The organism is Ancylobacter sp. IITR112, assembly GCF_041415945.1.
In the GTDB taxonomy this organism is placed as follows: Bacteria; Pseudomonadota; Alphaproteobacteria; order Rhizobiales; family Xanthobacteraceae; genus Ancylobacter.
Genome location: NZ_JBGCUS010000001.1, coordinates 4,087,859 through 4,105,958, shown reverse-complemented (window position 1 = coordinate 4,105,958; position 18,100 = coordinate 4,087,859). Strand labels below are relative to the sequence as shown.

Annotated in this window: 15 protein-coding genes; 8 read left to right on the top strand and 7 right to left on the bottom strand. The window is 68.0% G+C overall.

Annotated features, from left to right (window positions below; genetic code table 11):
* Positions 1-8: 8 nt before the first annotated feature.
* The 3 genes from AAC979_RS19505 (at position 9) to glpK (ending at position 3,823) form a co-directional block, all read left to right on the top strand.
* Complete coding sequence (locus AAC979_RS19505; protein WP_371348544.1) at positions 9-326, top strand: DUF2160 domain-containing protein; 318 nt, start codon at positions 9-11, stop codon at positions 324-326.
* A gap of 55 nt (positions 327-381) precedes the next feature.
* Positions 382-2,139 (top strand): ABC transporter substrate-binding protein, encoded by a 1,758-nt coding sequence (locus tag AAC979_RS19500; RefSeq protein WP_371348543.1) that lies wholly within the window; start codon positions 382-384, stop codon positions 2,137-2,139.
* Positions 2,140-2,314: 175 nt separating this feature from the next.
* On the top strand, positions 2,315-3,823 hold the full coding sequence (glpK, locus tag AAC979_RS19495; protein WP_371348542.1) for a glycerol kinase GlpK: 1,509 nt from the start codon (positions 2,315-2,317) through the stop codon (positions 3,821-3,823).
* 4 nt (positions 3,824-3,827) lie between these two features.
* Here glpK and AAC979_RS19490 read toward each other — a convergent pair whose 3' ends face one another.
* The 4 genes from AAC979_RS19490 to AAC979_RS19475 all read right to left on the bottom strand — a co-directional run bounded on the left by AAC979_RS19490 (position 3,828) and on the right by AAC979_RS19475 (position 8,017).
* Positions 3,828-4,259 (bottom strand): diol dehydratase small subunit, encoded by a 432-nt coding sequence (locus tag AAC979_RS19490; protein ID WP_371348541.1) that lies wholly within the window; start codon positions 4,257-4,259, stop codon positions 3,828-3,830.
* Entirely contained in the window at positions 4,256-6,562 is a 2,307-nt protein-coding gene (locus tag AAC979_RS19485) for a propanediol/glycerol family dehydratase large subunit (protein ID WP_371348540.1), read from the bottom strand. The genes AAC979_RS19490 and AAC979_RS19485 overlap by 4 nt, the downstream gene beginning before the upstream one ends.
* 271 nt (positions 6,563-6,833) lie before the next feature.
* Positions 6,834-7,076: a BON domain-containing protein gene (locus tag AAC979_RS19480; protein ID WP_371348539.1), complete on the bottom strand. Its 243-nt coding sequence runs from the start codon at positions 7,074-7,076 to the stop codon at positions 6,834-6,836.
* 95 nt (positions 7,077-7,171) lie between these two features.
* Positions 7,172-8,017: a fumarylacetoacetate hydrolase family protein gene (locus tag AAC979_RS19475; protein ID WP_371348538.1), complete on the bottom strand. Its 846-nt coding sequence runs from the start codon at positions 8,015-8,017 to the stop codon at positions 7,172-7,174.
* Positions 8,018-8,269: 252 nt separating this feature from the next.
* On the opposite strand from AAC979_RS19475, the gene AAC979_RS19470 reads away from it, so the two are divergent.
* Both AAC979_RS19470 and AAC979_RS19465 read left to right on the top strand, forming a co-directional pair.
* Positions 8,270-9,127 carry a PfkB family carbohydrate kinase gene (locus AAC979_RS19470; protein WP_371348537.1) on the top strand — a complete coding sequence of 286 codons (858 nt, stop codon included), beginning with the start codon at positions 8,270-8,272 and terminating at the stop codon, positions 9,125-9,127.
* 83 nt (positions 9,128-9,210) lie between these two features.
* Entirely contained in the window at positions 9,211-10,275 is a 1,065-nt protein-coding gene (locus tag AAC979_RS19465; RefSeq protein WP_371348536.1) for an alpha/beta fold hydrolase, read from the top strand.
* Between the two features lie 10 nt (positions 10,276-10,285).
* Here AAC979_RS19465 and AAC979_RS19460 read toward each other — a convergent pair whose 3' ends face one another.
* Both AAC979_RS19460 and AAC979_RS19455 read right to left on the bottom strand, forming a co-directional pair.
* Entirely contained in the window at positions 10,286-11,032 is a 747-nt protein-coding gene (locus tag AAC979_RS19460; protein ID WP_371348535.1) for an LOG family protein, read from the bottom strand.
* 54 nt (positions 11,033-11,086) lie between these two features.
* Positions 11,087-13,126: an NAD(+) synthase gene (locus tag AAC979_RS19455; RefSeq protein ID WP_371348534.1), complete on the bottom strand. Its 2,040-nt coding sequence runs from the start codon at positions 13,124-13,126 to the stop codon at positions 11,087-11,089.
* A 154-nt stretch (positions 13,127-13,280) separates the two neighbouring features.
* Here AAC979_RS19455 and AAC979_RS19450 point away from each other — a divergent pair, with 154 nt between their 5' ends.
* Entirely contained in the window at positions 13,281-14,522 is a 1,242-nt protein-coding gene (locus tag AAC979_RS19450) for a porin (protein WP_371349101.1), read from the top strand.
* Positions 14,523-14,607: 85 nt separating this feature from the next.
* On the opposite strand, the gene fabG is transcribed toward AAC979_RS19450, so the two are convergent.
* Entirely contained in the window at positions 14,608-15,387 is a 780-nt protein-coding gene (fabG, locus tag AAC979_RS19445; protein ID WP_371348533.1) for a 3-oxoacyl-ACP reductase FabG, read from the bottom strand.
* A gap of 253 nt (positions 15,388-15,640) precedes the next feature.
* Here fabG and AAC979_RS19440 point away from each other — a divergent pair, with 253 nt between their 5' ends.
* Entirely contained in the window at positions 15,641-16,795 is a 1,155-nt protein-coding gene (locus AAC979_RS19440) for a PotD/PotF family extracellular solute-binding protein (protein WP_371348532.1), read from the top strand.
* 197 nt (positions 16,796-16,992) lie between these two features.
* Positions 16,993-18,099 (top strand): ABC transporter ATP-binding protein, encoded by a 1,107-nt coding sequence (locus tag AAC979_RS19435; RefSeq protein WP_371348531.1) that lies wholly within the window; start codon positions 16,993-16,995, stop codon positions 18,097-18,099.
* Position 18,100 lies beyond the last annotated feature (1 nt).

Genomic DNA, 18,100 nt, shown 5'->3' with positions numbered 1-18,100 from the left:
TCGACGGCATGGAAAACGCTTCGTCGCCCTTCATGGAACGTCTCGCCGAGAACACCGCCTGGATGGCCTGGACCTGGCCAACGGCAGCCTTTTTCGCCGTGATTGCCGGTCTGCTCGCAATCTTCACCATGCTGGCGCTGTGGAAGCCCGAGCGCGCCCGCGTCGGCGTGCTGGGCATTCCCACCACGCGCGGCGACCGCCTGTTCATCACGCTGCTCGGCAGCGCCTTCATCAATCTCGCCTGGCTCGCCCTGGTGGGTCCCAATCTCGGCTGGGCGCTCGCGCTCTGCCTTGTCTACGCGCTGGCGGTGTTCCGCCTCGTGTGAATTCGCCTAAGCGGCAGCAAGCCGCACGATCTGGAACGAACGGGAGGAAAGACCCATGTTGCCGACAATGAGCCGAGGCCGGCTTCTGCTGGCCGCCAGCGCCATGGCGCTGATCGCCTTCGCCGCGCCGGTACGCGCGGACGAGGCCGCCGCCAAGAAGTGGATCGACAGCGAATTCCAGCCTTCCACGCTCTCCAAGGACGAGCAGATGAAGGAGATGGAATGGTTCATCAAGGCTGCCGAACCGTTCAAGGGCATGGAGATCAACGTCGTCTCCGAGACGATCACCACCCATGAATATGAGGCGAAGGTTCTCGCCAAGGCGTTCTCCGAGATCACCGGGATCAAGCTCACCCACGACCTCATCCAGGAAGGTGACGTGGTCGAGAAGATCCAGACACAGATGCAGTCGGGCAAGAACATCTACGATGCGTGGGTGAACGATTCCGACCTCATCGGCACGCATTTCCGCTACAAGCAGGCCGTGCCGCTGACCGACTGGATGGCGGGCGAAGGCAAAGACGTGACCTCGCCGACGCTCGACCTCGCGGATTTCATCGGCATCTCCTTCACCACCGCGCCGGATGGCAAGGTGTACCAGCTCCCGGACCAGCAATTCGCCAACCTCTACTGGTTCCGCTACGACTGGTTCACCAACCCGGACATCAAGGCCAAGTTCAAGGCCAAGTATGGCTACGAGCTGGGCGTGCCGCTGAACTGGTCCGCCTATGAGGACATCGCCGAGTTCTTCACCAATGACGTGAAGGAAATCAACGGCGTCAAGGTCTATGGCAACATGGACTACGGCAAGAAGGACCCCTCGCTCGGCTGGCGCTTCACCGATGCGTGGCTCTCCATGGCCGGCAATGGCGATCGCGGCCTGCCCAATGGCAAGCCGGTCGATGAATGGGGCATCCGCATGGAAGGCTGCCGCCCCACCGGCTCGACCGTCGAGCGCGGCGGCGACACCAACGGCCCGGCGGCCGTTTACTCCATCGTCAAGTATATCGAGTGGCTGAAGAAGTACACGCCGCCGCAGGCTGCCGGCATGACCTTCTCCGAAGCCGGCCCGGTGCCTGCCCAGGGCAACATCGCCCAGCAGATGTTCTGGTACACCGCCTTCACCGCCGACATGGTGAAGGAAGGCCTGCCGGTCATGAACGCCGACGGCACGCCGAAGTGGCGCATGGCCCCTTCGCCGAAGGGCGCCTACTGGAAGGACGGCATGAAGCTCGGCTACCAGGACGTGGGTTCCTGGACGCTGCTGAAGTCCACTCCGGTCGATCGTCGCAAGGCCGCCTGGCTCTACGCCCAGTTCGTCACCTCCAAGACCGTCTCGCTGAAGAAGAGCCATGTCGGCCTCACCTTCATCCGCGAGAGCGACATCTGGGACAAGAGCTTCACCGAACGCGCGCCCAAGCTCGGCGGTCTGATCGAGTTCTACCGCTCGCCGGCCCGCGTGCAGTGGTCGCCGACGGGCGCCAACGTGCCGGACTATCCGAAGCTCGCCCAGCTCTGGTGGCAGGCCATTGGTGACGCCTCCTCCGGCGCCAAGACGCCGCAGCAGGCCATGGACTCGCTCGCCCAGGCGCAGGAATCGGTGATGGAGCGTCTGGAGCGCTCCGGCGTGCAGGGCGATTGCGGCCCGAAGCTGAACGAGAAGCACCCGATGGAATATTGGGTGAAGCTCGCCAAGGAATCCGGCAACCTCGCCCCGCAGCCCAAGCTCGCCAATGAGAAGCCGCAGGGCGAGACCATCGACTACGACACGCTGATCAACTCGTGGCCGGCCACCCCGCCTAACCGGAACTGATCCGCTAAAACCCGCCGGGGACCGCGCCACGCGCCCCCGGCACCTCGTCCCGGACGCCCCCGCCGTCCGGGACGCCCCTTCCGTCGTGCCTTCGCCAGGCGGAGTCCCGCCCGACATGGACACGCCTTCCGCAGGCTGCGAGCCTTTCGGGAGGATGCCTTCCCCGGAGCGCCACGTGACGACCTATCTTCTCGCCATCGACCAGGGCACGACTTCCTCGCGCGCCATATTGTTCCGGCCGGATACGTCCATCGCGGCGCAGGCGCAGCAGGAATTTCCGCAGCATTTCCCCGCCTCCGGCTGGGTCGAGCATGAGGCGGAAGACCTGTGGCAGACGACGCTCGCCACCGGCCGCACCGTGATCGACAAGGCCGGCGTCAAGGCCTCCGACATCGCCGCGATTGGCATCACCAATCAGCGCGAAACCACCGTGGTATGGGACCGCAAGACCGGCGCCGCCATCCATCGCGCCATCGTCTGGCAGGACCGCCGCACCGCCGATCTGTGCGGCCGGCTGAAAGCTGAGGGGCATGAGCCGCTGGTCAGCGAGCGCACCGGGCTGATCCTCGATCCCTATTTCTCCGGCACCAAGATCGGCTGGATTCTCGACCATGTGCCGGGCGCACGTGCACGCGCCGAACGCGGCGAACTCGCCTTCGGCACCGTCGACAGTTGGCTGCTGTGGAAGCTCACCGGCGGCGCGGTGCATGCCACCGATGCCACCAACGCGGCCCGCACGCTGCTGTTCAACATCCACACCGGCGATTGGGACGACGACCTGCTCGCGCTGCTGCGCGTGCCGCGCTCCCTCCTTCCCGAAGTGAAGGATTGCGCCGCCGATTTCGGCCATACCATGCCGGAGATGTTCGGCGGCGCCATTGCCATTGGCGGCATAGCCGGCGACCAGCAGGCCGCCACTGTCGGTCAGGCCTGTTTCCAGCCGGGCATGATCAAGTCGACCTATGGCACCGGCTGCTTCGCCCTGCTGAACACCGGGGACACCGCCGTGGTGTCGCAGAACCGGCTGCTCACCACCATCGCCTATCAGTTCGGCGGAAAGCGCACCTATGCGCTGGAAGGCTCCATCTTCGTCGCCGGGGCGGCGGTGCAATGGCTGCGCGACGGGCTTGGCCTCATCAAGAATTCGGCCGAGAGCGAAGCGCTGGCGGAAGCGGCCGATCCAGCCCAGCAGGTCTATCTCGTGCCGGCCTTTGTCGGCCTTGGCGCACCGCACTGGAACCCGGACGTGCGGGGCGCCATGTTCGGGCTGACGCGCAGTTCCGGCCCGGCCGAATTCTGCCTCGCCGCGCTGGAAAGCGTTTGTTATCAGACCGCTGACCTTATCGCGGCGATGAATGCCGACTGGGCGCGCTCCGGCGCGGGAGGGCACCGCGCGCCGGTGCTGCGCGTCGATGGCGGCATGGTGGCTTCCAATTTCGCCATGCAGCGCCTGGCCGATCTTCTCGCCGCGCCGGTCGACCGGCCGGTGATCCGCGAGACGACGGCGCTTGGTGCGGCGTATCTCGCGGGTTATCAGGCCGGGCTGATGCCCGCGCCGGGACGGTTTGCCGATTCGTGGCGGCTCGACCACCGGTTCGATCCGGTCATGCCGGCGGAGACGCGCGAGGCCAAGCTCGCCGGCTGGCGCGACGCCGTGCGCCGCCTGACCGAACCAAATATCTGATATCTCAGTATCTTTTCACGAACATTCCGCGCTTTGCATAGACGGCGGCGGCTTCCTCGACGAGAGCGGCGACGCGCGCGGCGCCGTAATCCCGGCGCAGAAGCGTGGCGCGGTCGAGAAGCTGCTGGGCATCCCGGGCGCGGCCCGGGCGCAGCAGCTCATAGGTGTCGAGAATGAGCGCTTGCGGCACGCGCACGAGATCCGCGGCGCGCTCGAAATTCTCCGCCAGCGTCGCCCTTCCGGCAGCACGGGCGATATTCGCCTGCAATATCAACGCTTCAGGCGTGATGGCGATGTCCTCATTGCCAACCTCGCCGGAAAGCACGGCCTCCAAAGTGAGGGCGGAAAGCGGCTTTCCGGTCGGTGTCCGCACCCGCTCCGGGGCCTTTTCGGCGACGGGGTAGAGGTCGAGGTCGCTCATGGGTTTCGCGCTCATTCGGCAGCCTCCGTCGCCGGCCGAGCGGGGCGGTAATTGAGTTCGATGGGGTGGACAGTGAGATCGATGAGACCGGTCTCGATGGCGTAGAGCAGCGCCACCCGCACATGAAAGCGCGCACCGAGCGCTTCGCCATGAGTGGGCACCACCACCGGCTCGGGCGCCTCGCCGTAGGTGTGGCGAGCGGCGTTGCGGCCGAGGGCGCGGTAATGTTCCAACCCCGTCAGCGGGGCGTTGGAAAACAGTTCGAGATTCATGTGCGGCATGCGGTCGGCCTGGTGCAGCACGGTCGTGCCCTTGGCCTGGATGCCGATGCCGAAACCCGAACCCGACAGCCTTGCGGCGGCGAGGCCGAGGAAGGAAGTGTCGGCCGTGTGCATCATCCGCACCAGTCGCGCCCTGCCGCCCCCCGCCTCGATGCCGCCGACCAGCGCCGCCACCACATCGGAGAGCGCGTGCCCGGCGGTGGTCTGGTGCAGTTGCCGGGCGAAAGCCGGGCTGACGCCGATCACCACCTCATGCGGGTCGGTACCCTTCGCCGCGACACCGGCCGGCAGCAGCCAGTCGGCCTCGCCCGCCGCCTCGCCGACGACATTCTCCGCCGCCAGCACCCGCTCGCGGGTAAGCACATTGCGGATGCCCTGCACAGCCTGCCAGCGGCGCTCGGGCATGCGGTAGCCGGTGCCGGGGCCGCGATAATCATTGGGGTCGTTGATCGCGCTCAGCACCCGCCCGTCGCGGATCAGGGCGGAGGTCTGGAGATAGTCGCCGGAAATACGCTGGCGCAGCATCAGCAGAAGGTTTTCCGCCTCCTCGGTGTAGCCGCGCCTCGCCAGCGCCCGCACCACATCGAGCGCGGTGATGCCGCGCGCCTTGATGGCGGCGCTGATCGGCGTCACCTCGCCGGCGCTGTAGCTCTGCGTCTCCTCCGAGCCGGAGGCGAAGACGACGGACATCATCCGCGCCCGCGGCACGGTGCCGAGGCCGAGTTCGTCCATGACCGCCGCCAGCGCTTCCACCGCCCGCACGCGCAGGCCCATCACCTGGTCCTCCTCCACCGGGGTCAGGCCGCCATCGGTTTCGAAGTCGCGCTGCAGCAGCAGATAGTCCTCGATCTCCTCGCCATTGAAGAGGGAGGGGTTGAACGAATTGTCGTATTTCTTGATCGAGCCGAAACCGGAACAGATGAGGTCGGAGCCGGCCAGCAGATAGGGCGTGATCTTGGCGCCGACGCGGATTTCCGACTCGCTGGTGCGGCAATCATTGCCGGAGGCGCATTCGAGCGCGAGCCAGACGGCGATGAGGTTCTCCGCCATCAATTCGCGCACGCCGCCGGCCATGGAGGCGGTGAGCGGGGCGCCATCAATGCCGCCATTCTGCGTGCCCTGCACGCCCATCGCCCGCTGCAGGCACAGGCAGCGTGCTTCGAGATAAAGCAGCGAGCGCTGTTCGTGAAAGCCCATCAGCAGTTCCGCCGCCGCGCCGGAGGTGCAGCGCGCCTTGATGCCGCGCGAGGCATAGGCGGCGGTCAGCAGCGCCTTGGACCAGGGCGTGTCGTCGCCGTCGATGAAGGCGCGCTCGGTGCCGTAGACCGACACGGTTTCGGCATAGGAGGCGAGCCCGGCGAGGCCGATCTGCAACTCCTCCGCTTCCTCGATGGAGCACTGGAACAGCACGCCGCCGCGCCCGACCGCCGCGCCCACCGTGCAGGCGAGCGCATTGGACCAGCTATTGGAGGAGACGCGCATCGTGGTCTCGATCTCGTCGAAGCCCAGCGCCACCGCGACGGCGGCATCGGCGGCAAGCTGGAGCGGGTCGTCCTTGGCGTTGGTGACGTGAGCCTGATTGCCGGGGGTCTGGCGCTGGCGCATCTTCGAATAGGCGAAGGCGATCTCCAGCGCGGACAACCGGCCCACAACCTCGGCAAGGCGCGCCGGGGTGAGCCCCCGCGCCAGCGCTTCGAGTTCGGCGCGCGGCACATTGATGTCGACCAGCATGCGGGCGATCTCGCCCGGGTCCATCGCCATCGCCTTTTCCGCCATGGCGGGGTCGATGTGGTGGGCGGCGATGAAGGCATCGAGAATGTCGAAATCGGCCGCCGCCTTGCCGTCCATGACGGTGACCCGGCCCTCCTCGATGGCGAGCGAGGGCGCGGGGTCATAGGGGCTGCGGAACACCGAGAAGCCGGCCTCGGGATTTTCCGCCGCAAACTGATCATGGCGCAGGGGGCGCGCGTCCCACTCCGCGAAGCGGCGCCAGCGATTGGAGCCTTGCGCGTCGGCGTCTGGCGGCACGTCGGTCATGGTCTGCCTCCCGCAGGGTCCTCTGCGGGACCTCGTGCCAGAATAGTGAAGACGGGAAGGTGGATAAAGCGGTCACGCGCCCGGCGCGTCAGGGGGCGGGCGCCGGCAGCGGGGCGGCTGCCCCGCGCGCGGCCGGGGCGCGCGGTCCCGATGCGACGGAGCCCCGACAGGACCCCGTTCGCCCGAAGAGCGACTCAGCGGAACAGCGACAGGCTTCGGCCACGGCGCCTTTCCGCCGCGCGACGCACAGCCGGCGTCGCCCGAAAAGGCGCTAATGCAGGCGCACGATCCGCTGGCCCGGCGGCGGCTCGACCTTCACCTGGTTGACGACGGTGAAATCGCCGGCGAGGCGGCCGACGGCATCCTCGATGCTGATCTGCAGGCCGCGCGTCGGCACCCGCCCGGTCAGGGTGATGATGCGCTTGTCGCGGCAGATACCGACCTCGACCTCGGCGTCCCTCAGAACGCGCTCCACGGCATCGCGCAGGCGGCGTTTCAGCTCGGCATTCGGCATGGCACCCTCCCACGTCGACCACGGGCGGACGTGAACGGGCGAAGCTCAGCACAGGCGCGCGCCGGGCGCCTTGATCTGCCGCAACCGAGCCGGCTTCAACCCGCCGCGACCACCCTTTGGCGCTGCTCGCCAAGCCCGGAAATGGCAAGGTGCATGGTCTGGCCGGGAGCGAGATAGACCGGCGGCTTCATGCCGAGCCCGACGCCCGGCGGCGTGCCGGTGGAAATGATATCGCCCGGCTGCAGGCTCATGAACTGGCTGACATAGGACACCAGCGTCGGCACGTCGAAGATCATGGTGCGGGTGGAGCCGGACTGGCGGCGCACCCCGTCCACCTCCAGCCACATGTCGAGCGCCTGCGGATCGGGGATCTCGTCGCGCGTCACCAGCCAGGGGCCGATCGGGCCGAAAGTGTCGCAGCCCTTGCCCTTGTCCCAGGTCCCGCCGCGCTCAAGCTGGAAAGAGCGCTCCGACACGTCATTGACGATGCAGTACCCGGCAACGTGGTCATAGGCCTCGTCCACCGCTACATACTTAGCCGGCTTTCCGATGACGATGCCAAGCTCGATTTCCCAATCGACCTTGCTGGCGCCGCGCGGGATTTCGACATCGTCATTGGGTCCGACAATGCAGCTCGTGGGCTTGAGAAAGATCACCGGCTCCTCGGGAAGGGGCATGCCGGCCTCTTGCGCATGGTCGGAATAGTTGAGGCCGATGCAGACGAACTTGCCGACCGCGCCGACGCAGGGGCCAAGGCGCGGCGCGCCTTCCACCACCCGGAGGTCGCCAATGTCGATATCGCGCAGCCGGGCAAGGCTTTCCGGCACCAGCATCTTGCCCTCAATGTCGGCCACCAGCGCGGAGAGATCGCGCAGCCCGCCCTCCGTGTCGATCAGGCCGGGCTTCTCGCGCCCGCTCTCTCCGTAACGCACCAGCTTCATCGCACCTGTCTCCCTCACCGCCGACACCACGACGCCGCCCTGCCGGGCCGGCTCAAGACGTAGCGGCAAAGCCCGGCGGCGTCGAGGCCGGGAAACCACGCCGGGGAAACGACGCCCTGGGGAAACGAGGCCGGGGGAACGACGCCGGGGGAACGACGCCCGGGGGAAACGAGGCCGGCTTGCCAAAGCACGCGCCCGCCCCTATCGCTCGGCGCATGGCCCGCGCGCCAGGGCCAAGCCGGGGGAGACGCCATGGGCCATGTGCTGGTGGTCGGAAGCGTCAATGTCGATCGCCTCTGGCCGCTCGACGCGCCGCTGAAGGCGGGCGAGCGGATCACGCGGGGCGAGGTGACGCTGCGCTGCGGCGGCGGCGGCTTCAACACCGGCGCGGCGCTGCGCGCGCTCGGCCACCGCGTGACGCTGGTGGCGACGCTCTCCACCGATGCCGCCGGCCGCGCCTGCCGGACCCGGCTTGAGGCGATGGGGTTCGACCTGCGCGCCTTGCGCGAGACCGACGCACCCACCGTCCCGCTCGATATTCTCGTCGGGCCGGAGGGGGAGCGCACCATCATCGCGCCGGCCGGCACGGAGGCGCGACGGCTCACCAGCCTGCCGGCGCTGGAGGCCGACATCGCCTATGTCAATGTCCGCCGCGCCGCGCCCGGAATTCTCGACGCGCTGGCGGCGCGCCTGCCCGTGGTGGCGCAGGTGCCGCTGGAGCGCGGCGAGCGCCGCCCGGCGCAGGCGCTCATCGCCTCCAGCGCCGACCATGCGCTGTTCACCGGGGCGGATGCCTATCAACAGGCACGGGTGATCGGCGGCGACGACCTCCGCTTGCTGGTGGTGACGCAGGGCGCCGGGCCGGTGCTGCTGTGCGAGGCGGAAGGGCGGAGTTCGCTGCCGGTGCCGCCGCTCGCCGCCCCCACGGAGACGACCGGGGCCGGCGACGCCTTCGCCGCCGGCTTCGTCGACGGCTTGCTTGCCGGCGGCCCGGCCCCGGTGGCGGCGCGGCGCGGCATCGAGATCGCCGGGCGGCTGCTCGCCGGCGCGCCGGGATTCGAGCGGGCGCCGCCGCTGCCGCTCGCCACGCTTGTCACCGCGGCCGGCTGACCCGCGTCAAAGTGGCGGGCCGGCCCTGTGCTAGGCTGCTGGCTGCCGGGCGCGGCTTGAGCGTCCGGCCCGAGGAGGACGCCATGTGGCCGGACGCGCCGTTCCCCCATCCGCTCGCCCTCGCGCAGGCGGCGCAGCGGAACTGGCAGCAGGCGCAGGCCGGCACGCTCGACCTCCTCGGCTATGGCGTCGCCGGGCAGCCCTATGACATCGCCGCCGAGATGCCGCTGCTGCGGCTGCGCCACTATCGGCGCCGGGCCGCACCGCAGGGCCCGGCGGTGCTGATGGTGCCCGCCCCGATCAAGCGCCCCTCTATCTGGGACCTGACGACGAAGCTCAGCGTGGTGCGGGTCGGCCTCGATCGCGGCATGGATGTGTTTCTCACCGAGTGGTGCCCGCCGGTGGAAGGCGGCATCCCTCACGGGCTGGAGGATTATGCCGCCGCCCTGCTCGCTGCGGCCGGGGAGGTGACGGCGCGGACCGGACAGGCGCCGGTGGTGCTCGGCCATTCGCTCGGCGGCACGCTGGCGGCGCTGGCGGCGGCGCTGGAACCGGCGCATTTCCGCGCGCTGGTGCTGCTGGCCGCGCCGCTGAGCTTCGGTCCCGGCTCCAGCGCCTTTCGCGATGCGGTGGCGGCGCGGGAAGACCGCACGCCAGAAGACGGCCTTCTGCCCGGCGGGCTGCTGGCGCAGTCCTGCGCCCTGCTCGCGCCCGGCACCTTCGTCTGGAACCGCTGGCTGGACGGCACGCTGAGCCTGGCCGACCCGGCGGCGCTCGATCTGCATCTGCGCATCACCCGCTGGGCGCTGGACGAGGTGCCGCTCGCCGGCCGGCTCGTGCATGAGATGGTGGAATGGCTCTACCGCGAAGACCGTTTCACCGCCGGGCGGCTGATGCTGGGCGAGCGCCGCGTCGGGCCGGACACGCTGCGCCTGCCGGCGCTGGCGGCGGTGAGCGCCGGCGACGAGATCGGCCCGCGCGCCGCTGTGGCGCCATTCTTCGCCCGGATGGCGCCGGGCAGCACCGAGATCATCGAGCACCCCGCCGAGATCGGCGTCGGGCTGCAGCACCTCGCCATCCTCGCCGGGCGGCGGGCGCACCGGGAGGTATGGCCGCGCATCGCCGCATGGATCGCCGCCCGCGCCTGAGATCGCCCGGTCAGCGCGCGGGACGCTTCAGCCCGCCGGCGACGAGCTGGGCCCAGATATCCTCGGCGGTATCGGCGAAGCGCAGGCTGGCGACTTCTTCCGCGCTCACCATGCCATTGTCGACCAGCACCTGAAAATTGACCACCGCGCGCCAATAGGCTTCATCGAACAGCACCACGGCGGCGGCCGGCGCCTTGCCGGTGATCTGCAGGTTGAGGATTTCGAACAGCTCGTCCAGCGTGCCGAAGCCGCCGGGAAACACCACCAGCGCATGGGCGCGCATGGCGAGGTGCATCTTGCGCATCGCAAAATAATGGAAGCGGAAGGTGAGCTGGGGTGTGGTGTAGGGGTTGGGCACCTGCTCATGCGGCAGCGAGATGTTGAAGCCGATGCTGGGCGCGGCCACGTCATAGGCGCCGCGATTGGCGGCTTCCATGATGCCCGGCCCGCCGCCGGTGGCGATGACATTGTCGCGGTAGCCGCCTTCCGACACATCGAGCGCGCCGCCGCGCTGCGAGGCGATCCGCCCGAAGGCGCGCGCCTGCTCGTAAAGGAAGGGCTGGCGGCCGGGACCGTCCGCACGCACGCGGGCGGAGCCGAACACGACGAGGGTGGAGCGGATGCGCCAGCGCCGCAGCTCCTCCTCCGGCTTGGCATATTCGAGCAGGAAACGCACGCCGCGCATGGAATCGCCGAGGATGAAGTCCTGGTCGAGCGCGGCGAGGCGGTAGCTGTGCGGGGTGGTGTCGTCAGTCATTCGGTCACGCCCGCGCGGCCGGCCGCGCGGCTCCTCATTGCGGCGGGTAGCGCTTCAGGCTTCCTCGGGGAAGTTGGCGTCGAGCTCGTCGAGCCAGACTTGCGCGCTGGCGTCGGAAGGCGCGCGCCAGTCGCCGCGCGGCGAGAGCGAGCCGCCCGAAGTGATCTTCGGCCCGTTGGGCAGGGCCGAGCGCTTGAACTGGTTGGCGAAGAAGCGCTTGAGAAACAGGCGCAGCCAGTGGCGGATCTCCGCGCGCGAATAGGCACGCCGGTCCTCCGCCGGCACATTGGCCGGCCAGGCGCCGCGCGCGGCATCGCCCCAGGCGTGCAAGGCGAGATAGGCGATGCGCGAGGGGCGGAAGCCATAGCGGGTGAGGTAGTACAGGTTGAAATCCTGCAGCGCGTAGGGCCCCACCACCTGCTGTGTCGACTGGATGGTGGCGCCCGCTTCCGCCGGCACCAGCTCGGGCGAAATCTCCGTCGCCAGCACCGCCTCCAGCGCCCGCGCCGTTGCCGCCGACACGTCGCCGGAGGCGGCGACGAAGCGGATGAGGTGCTGGATCAGCGTCTTCGGCACCGAGGCGTTGACGTTGTAATGGGACATGTGGTCGCCGACGCCATAGGTGCACCAGCCGAGCCCCAGCTCGGAGAGATCGCCGGTGCCGACCACCAGCCCGCTTTGCTGGTTGGCAAGGCGGAACAGATAATCGGTGCGCAAACCCGCCTGCACATTCTCGAAGGTCACGTCATAGACCGGCTCGCCACCAGCGAAGGGGTGGCCGAGATCGGCCAGCATCTGCCGCGCCGCCGGGCGGATGTCGATCTCGCCGCCGGTGACGCCGAGGGTCTCGATCAGCGCCTGCGCATTGGCACGGGTGGCGTCGGAGGTGGCGAAGCCGGGGAGCGTATAGGCGAGAATATCGCTGCGCGGCCGGCCGAGCCGGTCCATCGCCCGCACCGCGACCAGCAGGGCCTGCGTCGAATCGAGTCCGCCGGAAACGCCGATCACCGCGCGTCGAACGCCGGAAGAGGCCAGCCGCTGGGCGAGGCCCTGCACCTGAATGTTGTAGGCCTCGTAGCAATCCTCCGCCAGCCGCTCGGGGTCATCAGGGACATAAGGGAAGCGCTCGATCAGCCGCTCCAGCGGCGCCGGGGTAGGCGGGGTTTCGAGCGCGAAGCCGATGCGGCGGAAGTCAGCGGTGCCCTCCTCCCGCACGCTCTCGCCGAAAGTGTTGGTGCGCATGCGCTCCTGCCGCAGGCGCTCCAGATCGACATCGGCGGCGAGCAGCGTCGGCCCGTCGGGAAAGCGTTCGCTCTCGCCGAGGCAGTCGCCATTCTCGAAGATCGCCGCCTGCCCGTCCCAGGCGAGATCGGTGGTGGATTCGCCCGGCCCGGCGGCGGAATAGGCATAGGCGGCGATGCAGCGGGCGGAATGGCCGGCGCAGAGCAGCCGGCGGTGGCGCGCCTTGCCAATGGTGATGTTGCTGGCGGACAGGTTGAGCAGCACTTCCGCCCCCGCCAGCGCCCCGCGGGTCGAGGGCGGCAGCGGCACCCACAGATCCTCGCAGATTTCGACATGGAAGGTGAAGGGCACCTCACCCCCGGAGCGGAACAGAAGATCGGTGCCGAAAGGTACCTCTCTGCCCGCCACGACAATAGAGCCCGACGTGCCGAGGCCCGGGGTGAAATGGCGGCGCTCGTAGAATTCGCGGTAGTTCGGCGGGTAGCTCTTGGGCACCACGCCGAGGATCGCGCCGCGATGGATCACCACCGCCGTGTTGAACAACTGCCCCTCGCGGCGCAGCGGGGCGCCGACGACCAGCACCGGGAACAGGTCACGCGAGGCTTCCGCCAGCCCCGCTATGGCCGCTTCCACCCGGTCGAGCAGCGCATCCTGAAACAGCAGGTCGTCAATGGCGTAGGAAGACAGGCCGAGTTCGGGATAAAGCAGCACGCCGATGCCGCGCGCGCTCGCCTGCTGCGCCAGCGCCAGATGTTCGGCGAGGGCGAAGGCCGGGTCGGCCACGCGCCCGCGCGGCACCCCGGTGCCTACACGCAGGAAGCCGTGGCGATAGAGACAGTGCGAATCGGCCATTACGCCCTCACCAATGCAATAATCCGCTGATATTTAACGCCTCATGCGCTGTGAACCAGCAAAAGCCGCAGGCCGGCCCTTCAGGAGAGCGACGCACCGCCCCGCGGACGGCGGAAAGCCATGGCGGCGCCGGGCGGCGGGCGCCCTGCTGCTGGTGCTGCTCGGCGGCGGAGGTGCGGGGGCGGCGGAACTACCGACGCCCGAATCGGCGCGCCATATGCGCCGCTGCCTGGCGGAGGGGCCGGGCTTTTTCTACAGCCCCGACACCGACACCTGCCTGCGCCTCGGCGGCTATCTCTGGAACGAGACCTATGCCAACAGCTACACCAACTACCCCGCCGCCAATGCGCGCTCCTACTGGGTGTCGACCTTCGGGCTGCTGACGGACGCGCGGACGCAGACCGACTATGGCACGCTGCGTTCCTATACCGACCTGCGGATCATCTGGCGCACCGCCGAGCCCTGGGGCGAGACCGTGACGGACGGGGCGCGGTTCGACCCCTACGACATCCATATCGAGTTCGCCGGCTTCACCTTCGGCTATCTCCAGTCCTTCTTCGACTTCTACGCCAATGCCAATGTCATGGGCACCGACCCGGCGACCATCGGCGACCAGACGCAACTGCCGGTGCTTGGCTATAGCTGGCGACTGGCGGAGGGCTTCGTCGCCCAGTTCTCGCTGGAAGGCTCGGCCCAGCGCGACAATGGCATATTGCCGGTCGTGGCGAGCGGCGCGGAGATCGCCGCCGACGACGCCACGGACCCCGGCGGGGCGGCCCGCTGGCCGGAATTCGTCGCCACCTTCGGCCAGAGCGGCGACTGGGGGAATTTCCAGCTTTCCGGTGCGCTGCACCAGATCGCGCAGGCGCCGGCGAGCGAGCGGACCGGCGCGTCGACCGATGAATGGGGCTACGCGCTGCAGGCCGGGGTGATGGTCAACCTGCCCATGCTGGGTACCGGCGACACGCTCTATCTGCAGGCCGCCTATGCCGACGGGGCGACCTCCTATCTCGGGCTGATCGACCCCAGCGGCCGTTTTTCCGCGCCCGACGCCTTCCGGCGGCGCGACGGCTCGCTCGTTCGGGTACGCGGCTGGAGCGCGGTCGGGCAATATCTGCACAATTGGAACGCGCGCTGGAACTCGGCGGTCTTCGGCGGCTATGGCCGCTTCGACATCGACGACAGGCTGGCGCAGATCAGCTATGGCACCAGCGGCATCGGCAACTGGAATGTCGGCGCCAACCTGACATGGACGCCGGCGGGGCCGTTCGCCGTCACGCTGCAATATGACTATAATCTCTATCAGGCCGACGATTTCCGCCCCGGCACGCCGGGGCCGGCGCTGGCCGCGCAGGCGGCGAGCGAATTCATGCTGATGTTCGCCGCCACCTTCTGATGCATGTCACTGTTCCACGGAAACAGTGACATGATCTCTTTCCTGGTTTTGTCGCGCTTCTCCACGCGAACCGGGGCCGCGCGCGTCAGGGCGCGCCCATCTCGTCCAGCGCCATCGGCGATTCCGGCAGCACCTGGCCGCCGTCGATCACCATGCCCTGGCCGGTGATGTAGCCGGCTTCCTCGCTGGCGAAGAACAGCGCCGCATTGGCGATGTCGAACACGCTGCCGAGCTTCTTCATCGGCACGCAGGCGGCGGTGGAGGCGATATAGGCTTCGCCCATGCCTTCCATGCCCTCGGTGAGGATGTTGCCGGGCATGACGGCGTTGACCGTGATGTTCCACGGCGCCAGCTCGATCGCCGCCGTACGCATGAAGCCCATCTGACCGGCCTTGGAGGCGCCGTAATGGGTCCAGCCGGGAAAGCCGGTGATCGGGCCGGTGATGGAGGAGGTGATGATGATGCGGCCCTTCTTCGCCGCCTTCATCGCCGGCAGCACGGCGGAGACGGAGAGGAAGGTGCCCTTGAGATTGGTGCCCATGACATGGTCGAAATCCTCGCCCGTCATGTCGCCGAGCTTGGCGGCGGGGAAGATGCCGGCATTGGCGCACAGCACGTCGATGGCGCCGTAGCGCTCCACCGCGGTCGCCGCCATCGCCGCCATGTCCTCGGCCTTGGTGACATCGGCGGCGAAGGCGGAAGCGTGGGGCCCGATTTCCGCCGCGACCTTCTCGGCCTCCGCGAGCGAGCGGCTGACCACCAGCACGTTGAGCCCGGCCTGGCCGAAACGCAGCGCGAGGCCGCGCCCGATCCCCTTGCTGGCGCCGGTGACGATGACGGTCTTGCCTTCGAGCGACATGAACATGATGCGGCTGTTCCCGATGGTTTTCTGGTGTTTATTATCCGGCAAATGAAAATGCCGTCGGAAGACATGCCTGCAAAACAGGCTGCCCTCCTTTTCATCAGGGTGAGCCGCAATTTTGGTGTTGTAAAGCCCAAAACCTGATGTTTAGGATCACACACAGTCCAACATATCCGCCACATCCGCCATAGGCCGGGTGGCGACCAAATGCGCGGCCGCCCAACGTTCCGCGCCAACAATCCAGAGGGACTACGAGATGGCGCAGATTTCGAGACGGTCGCTACTGAAAGGCATGGGCGCGGGGCTTGGCGCGCTCGCCGCCGCCGGCCCGCTGTTCAACGCCAACAAGGCGTTCGCGGCGCGGGAGAAGGAGCTGAACATCCTGTGCTGGGAGGGCTACAACTCCGCCCAGGTGCTCGACCCGTTCCGCTCCAAGACCGGGGCGACGGTGAAGGCGGAAAGCCTGACCAACGACCCCACCATGATCAACCGGCTGCGCGCCGGCGAGATCAACACCTGGGACCTGATCAACGTCAACAATCCCTGGGCACGCAAGGTGATGCTGCCCGAAAAGCTGATCAAGCCGCTGCCCAAGGCCGAGTTCGAGCCCTATTTCGACAAGATGCTGCCGATGTTCAAGCCGCCCTATAAATGGGCGATGAGCGACAGCGGCACCGAGCTGATCGGCATGGCCCAGCGCTTCGGGCCGTATAGCTATGTCGTCAACACCGACAAGATCTCGCGCAAGACGGCGGAAGACACCGGCTGGGACCTGTTCAACGACCCCGCGCTGGCCGGCAAATACGGCATTCTCGAATCCGACGACTGGAACGTCTTCAACATCTTCATCATCGCCGGCATCGACCCGTTCAAGACCCACACGCCGGACGAGTTCGCCACGTTCGAGGAAACCGCCAAGCGCGTCTTCAAGGGCGCCAAGCTGATCGGCGACATCGCCTCGATGAACCAGGCGCTGATCTCCGGCGAGATCGACCTGCACATGACCGGCGGCACCTATTCCGTCTCCCCCGCCCGCGCCGACGGCCACCCGAACCTGCGCGGCATCACCCCGCTGAAGGGCCCGCTGCCCGGCGGCAAGGGCGGCATCGCCTGGATCGAGATCACCTCGACGGTGAACAACCCGAACCTGTCGCCGCTGGCGCTCGAGTTCCTGAAATATGTGCAGGCGCCGGACATCGCCCACACCGTCGCCTTCGCCGAGGGCACGTTCAACCCGGTGGCGCAGATGGGCAGCAAGGCGTGCTTCGACCTGTTCACCAAGGACGAGCTCGACGCCATCCAGTGGGACAGCCTGGACGAGGAAATGGCGCGCTCGGTCGAGTACGACATCGTGCCGGATTACGACAAGGCGCTCGACCTGATGAACGCCGCCAAGCGCCTGCGCGGCTGAGGCCGCGCAGACCTGCGTCCTTCACCTCATCCGCCCCTCATGGCCGGGCTTGACCCGGCCAGCCAGCGGCGACGCCGTGCGACGGCGGGAAATCTGGGTCCCCGGGTCAAGCCCGGGGATGAGGGGCGGATAGGGATGAGCGACATCCTCGACCACCTGCGGCGACCGCCCGCCACCGGCCCATGACGGAAGACCTGATGCTCCAGACCCTGCCGGCCGACGCCCTGAGCGCCGAACTGCCGAAGCCGATCCTCCAACTGGTCGGCATCCGCAAGACCTTCGGCGCCTTCACCGCCGTCGAGAACATCGACCTCGACGTGCGCGAGGGCGAGTTCCTCACCATTGTCGGCCCCTCCGGCTCAGGCAAGACCACGCTGCTGCGCATGCTCGCCGGCATGGACACGCCGAGCGAGGGCAACATCACCCTGCACGGCAAGCTCATCAACGACGTGCCGCCGAACAAGCGGCCGACCTGCCTCGTCTTCCAGTCGCTGGCGCTGTTCCCGCACAAGAGCGTGGGCGAGAACATCGCCTTTCCGCTCAAGGTGAAGGGCGTGGATGCGGCCGCCCGCAAGGCGCGGGCGCTGGAGCTGATGCGCATCGTCCGCCTGCCGGAAAGCTATTTCGACAAGAACGTGATGAAGTGTTCGGGCGGCGAGCGCCAGCGCGTGGCGCTGGCCCGGGCGCTGGCCTATGACCCGGAAGTGCTGTTCTTCGACGAGCCGCTCTCGGCCATCGACTACAAGCTGAAGAAGACGCTGGAGAAGGAGCTGAAGGATCTGCACCGGGAAACCGGCAAGACCTTCATCTACATCACCCATTCGCTGGAAGAGGCGATGGTGATGAGCGACCGCATCGGCGTGATGCGCGCCGGCCGGCTGGTGCAGGTGGGCACGCCGGAGGAAATCTATGGCGCGCCGGTCGACCGTTTCGTCTGCGAGTTCGTCGGCGAGGTGAACACGCTGAAGGTGACGCGCGGGCCGGACGGTGGCTGGCAGGGCGTCGACGTTCCGGGCACCTTCACCCTCGCCCCGCCGCGCAGCGGTGCCGATCTCAAGGACGCCTTCGTGGTGGTGCGTCCCGAATTCATGCGGATTCTGGGCCCCGGCGAGACCGCCGACAACCGGCTGGAAGGCGTGGTCTATAACGAATACTCGCTCGGCTCGCGCATCCAATATCAGGTGCGCGTAGGACCCAAGGTCATGCTGGTGGAATTGTCGCGCGGGCGCGCTTTGCCCGCCAGCCTCGACCGCCAGGTGACACTCGGCTGGGACGCCGCCGACGCCTTCACGCTGGAGGGCTGAG

What these genes read in the sequence shown, in the direction of transcription:
- AAC979_RS19505 (WP_371348544.1), top strand. Translation starts at nt 9, where the DNA reads ATGGAAAACGCTTCGTCGCCCTTCATGGAACGTCTCGCCGAGAACACC.
- AAC979_RS19500 (WP_371348543.1), top strand. Translation starts at nt 382, where the DNA reads ATGTTGCCGACAATGAGCCGAGGCCGGCTTCTGCTGGCCGCCAGCGCC.
- AAC979_RS19490 (WP_371348541.1), bottom strand. Translation starts at nt 4,259, where the DNA reads ATGAGCGCGAAACCCATGAGCGACCTCGACCTCTACCCCGTCGCCGAA.
- AAC979_RS19485 (WP_371348540.1), bottom strand. Translation starts at nt 6,562, where the DNA reads ATGACCGACGTGCCGCCAGACGCCGACGCGCAAGGCTCCAATCGCTGG.
- AAC979_RS19480 (WP_371348539.1), bottom strand. Translation starts at nt 7,076, where the DNA reads ATGCCGAATGCCGAGCTGAAACGCCGCCTGCGCGATGCCGTGGAGCGC.
- AAC979_RS19475 (WP_371348538.1), bottom strand. Translation starts at nt 8,017, where the DNA reads ATGAAGCTGGTGCGTTACGGAGAGAGCGGGCGCGAGAAGCCCGGCCTG.
- AAC979_RS19470 (WP_371348537.1), top strand. Translation starts at nt 8,270, where the DNA reads ATGGGCCATGTGCTGGTGGTCGGAAGCGTCAATGTCGATCGCCTCTGG.
- AAC979_RS19465 (WP_371348536.1), top strand. Translation starts at nt 9,211, where the DNA reads ATGTGGCCGGACGCGCCGTTCCCCCATCCGCTCGCCCTCGCGCAGGCG.
- AAC979_RS19460 (WP_371348535.1), bottom strand. Translation starts at nt 11,032, where the DNA reads ATGACTGACGACACCACCCCGCACAGCTACCGCCTCGCCGCGCTCGAC.
- AAC979_RS19455 (WP_371348534.1), bottom strand. Translation starts at nt 13,126, where the DNA reads ATGGCCGATTCGCACTGTCTCTATCGCCACGGCTTCCTGCGTGTAGGC.
- fabG (WP_371348533.1), bottom strand. Translation starts at nt 15,387, where the DNA reads ATGTTCATGTCGCTCGAAGGCAAGACCGTCATCGTCACCGGCGCCAGC.
- AAC979_RS19440 (WP_371348532.1), top strand. Translation starts at nt 15,641, where the DNA reads ATGGCGCAGATTTCGAGACGGTCGCTACTGAAAGGCATGGGCGCGGGG.
- AAC979_RS19435 (WP_371348531.1), top strand. Translation starts at nt 16,993, where the DNA reads ATGCTCCAGACCCTGCCGGCCGACGCCCTGAGCGCCGAACTGCCGAAG.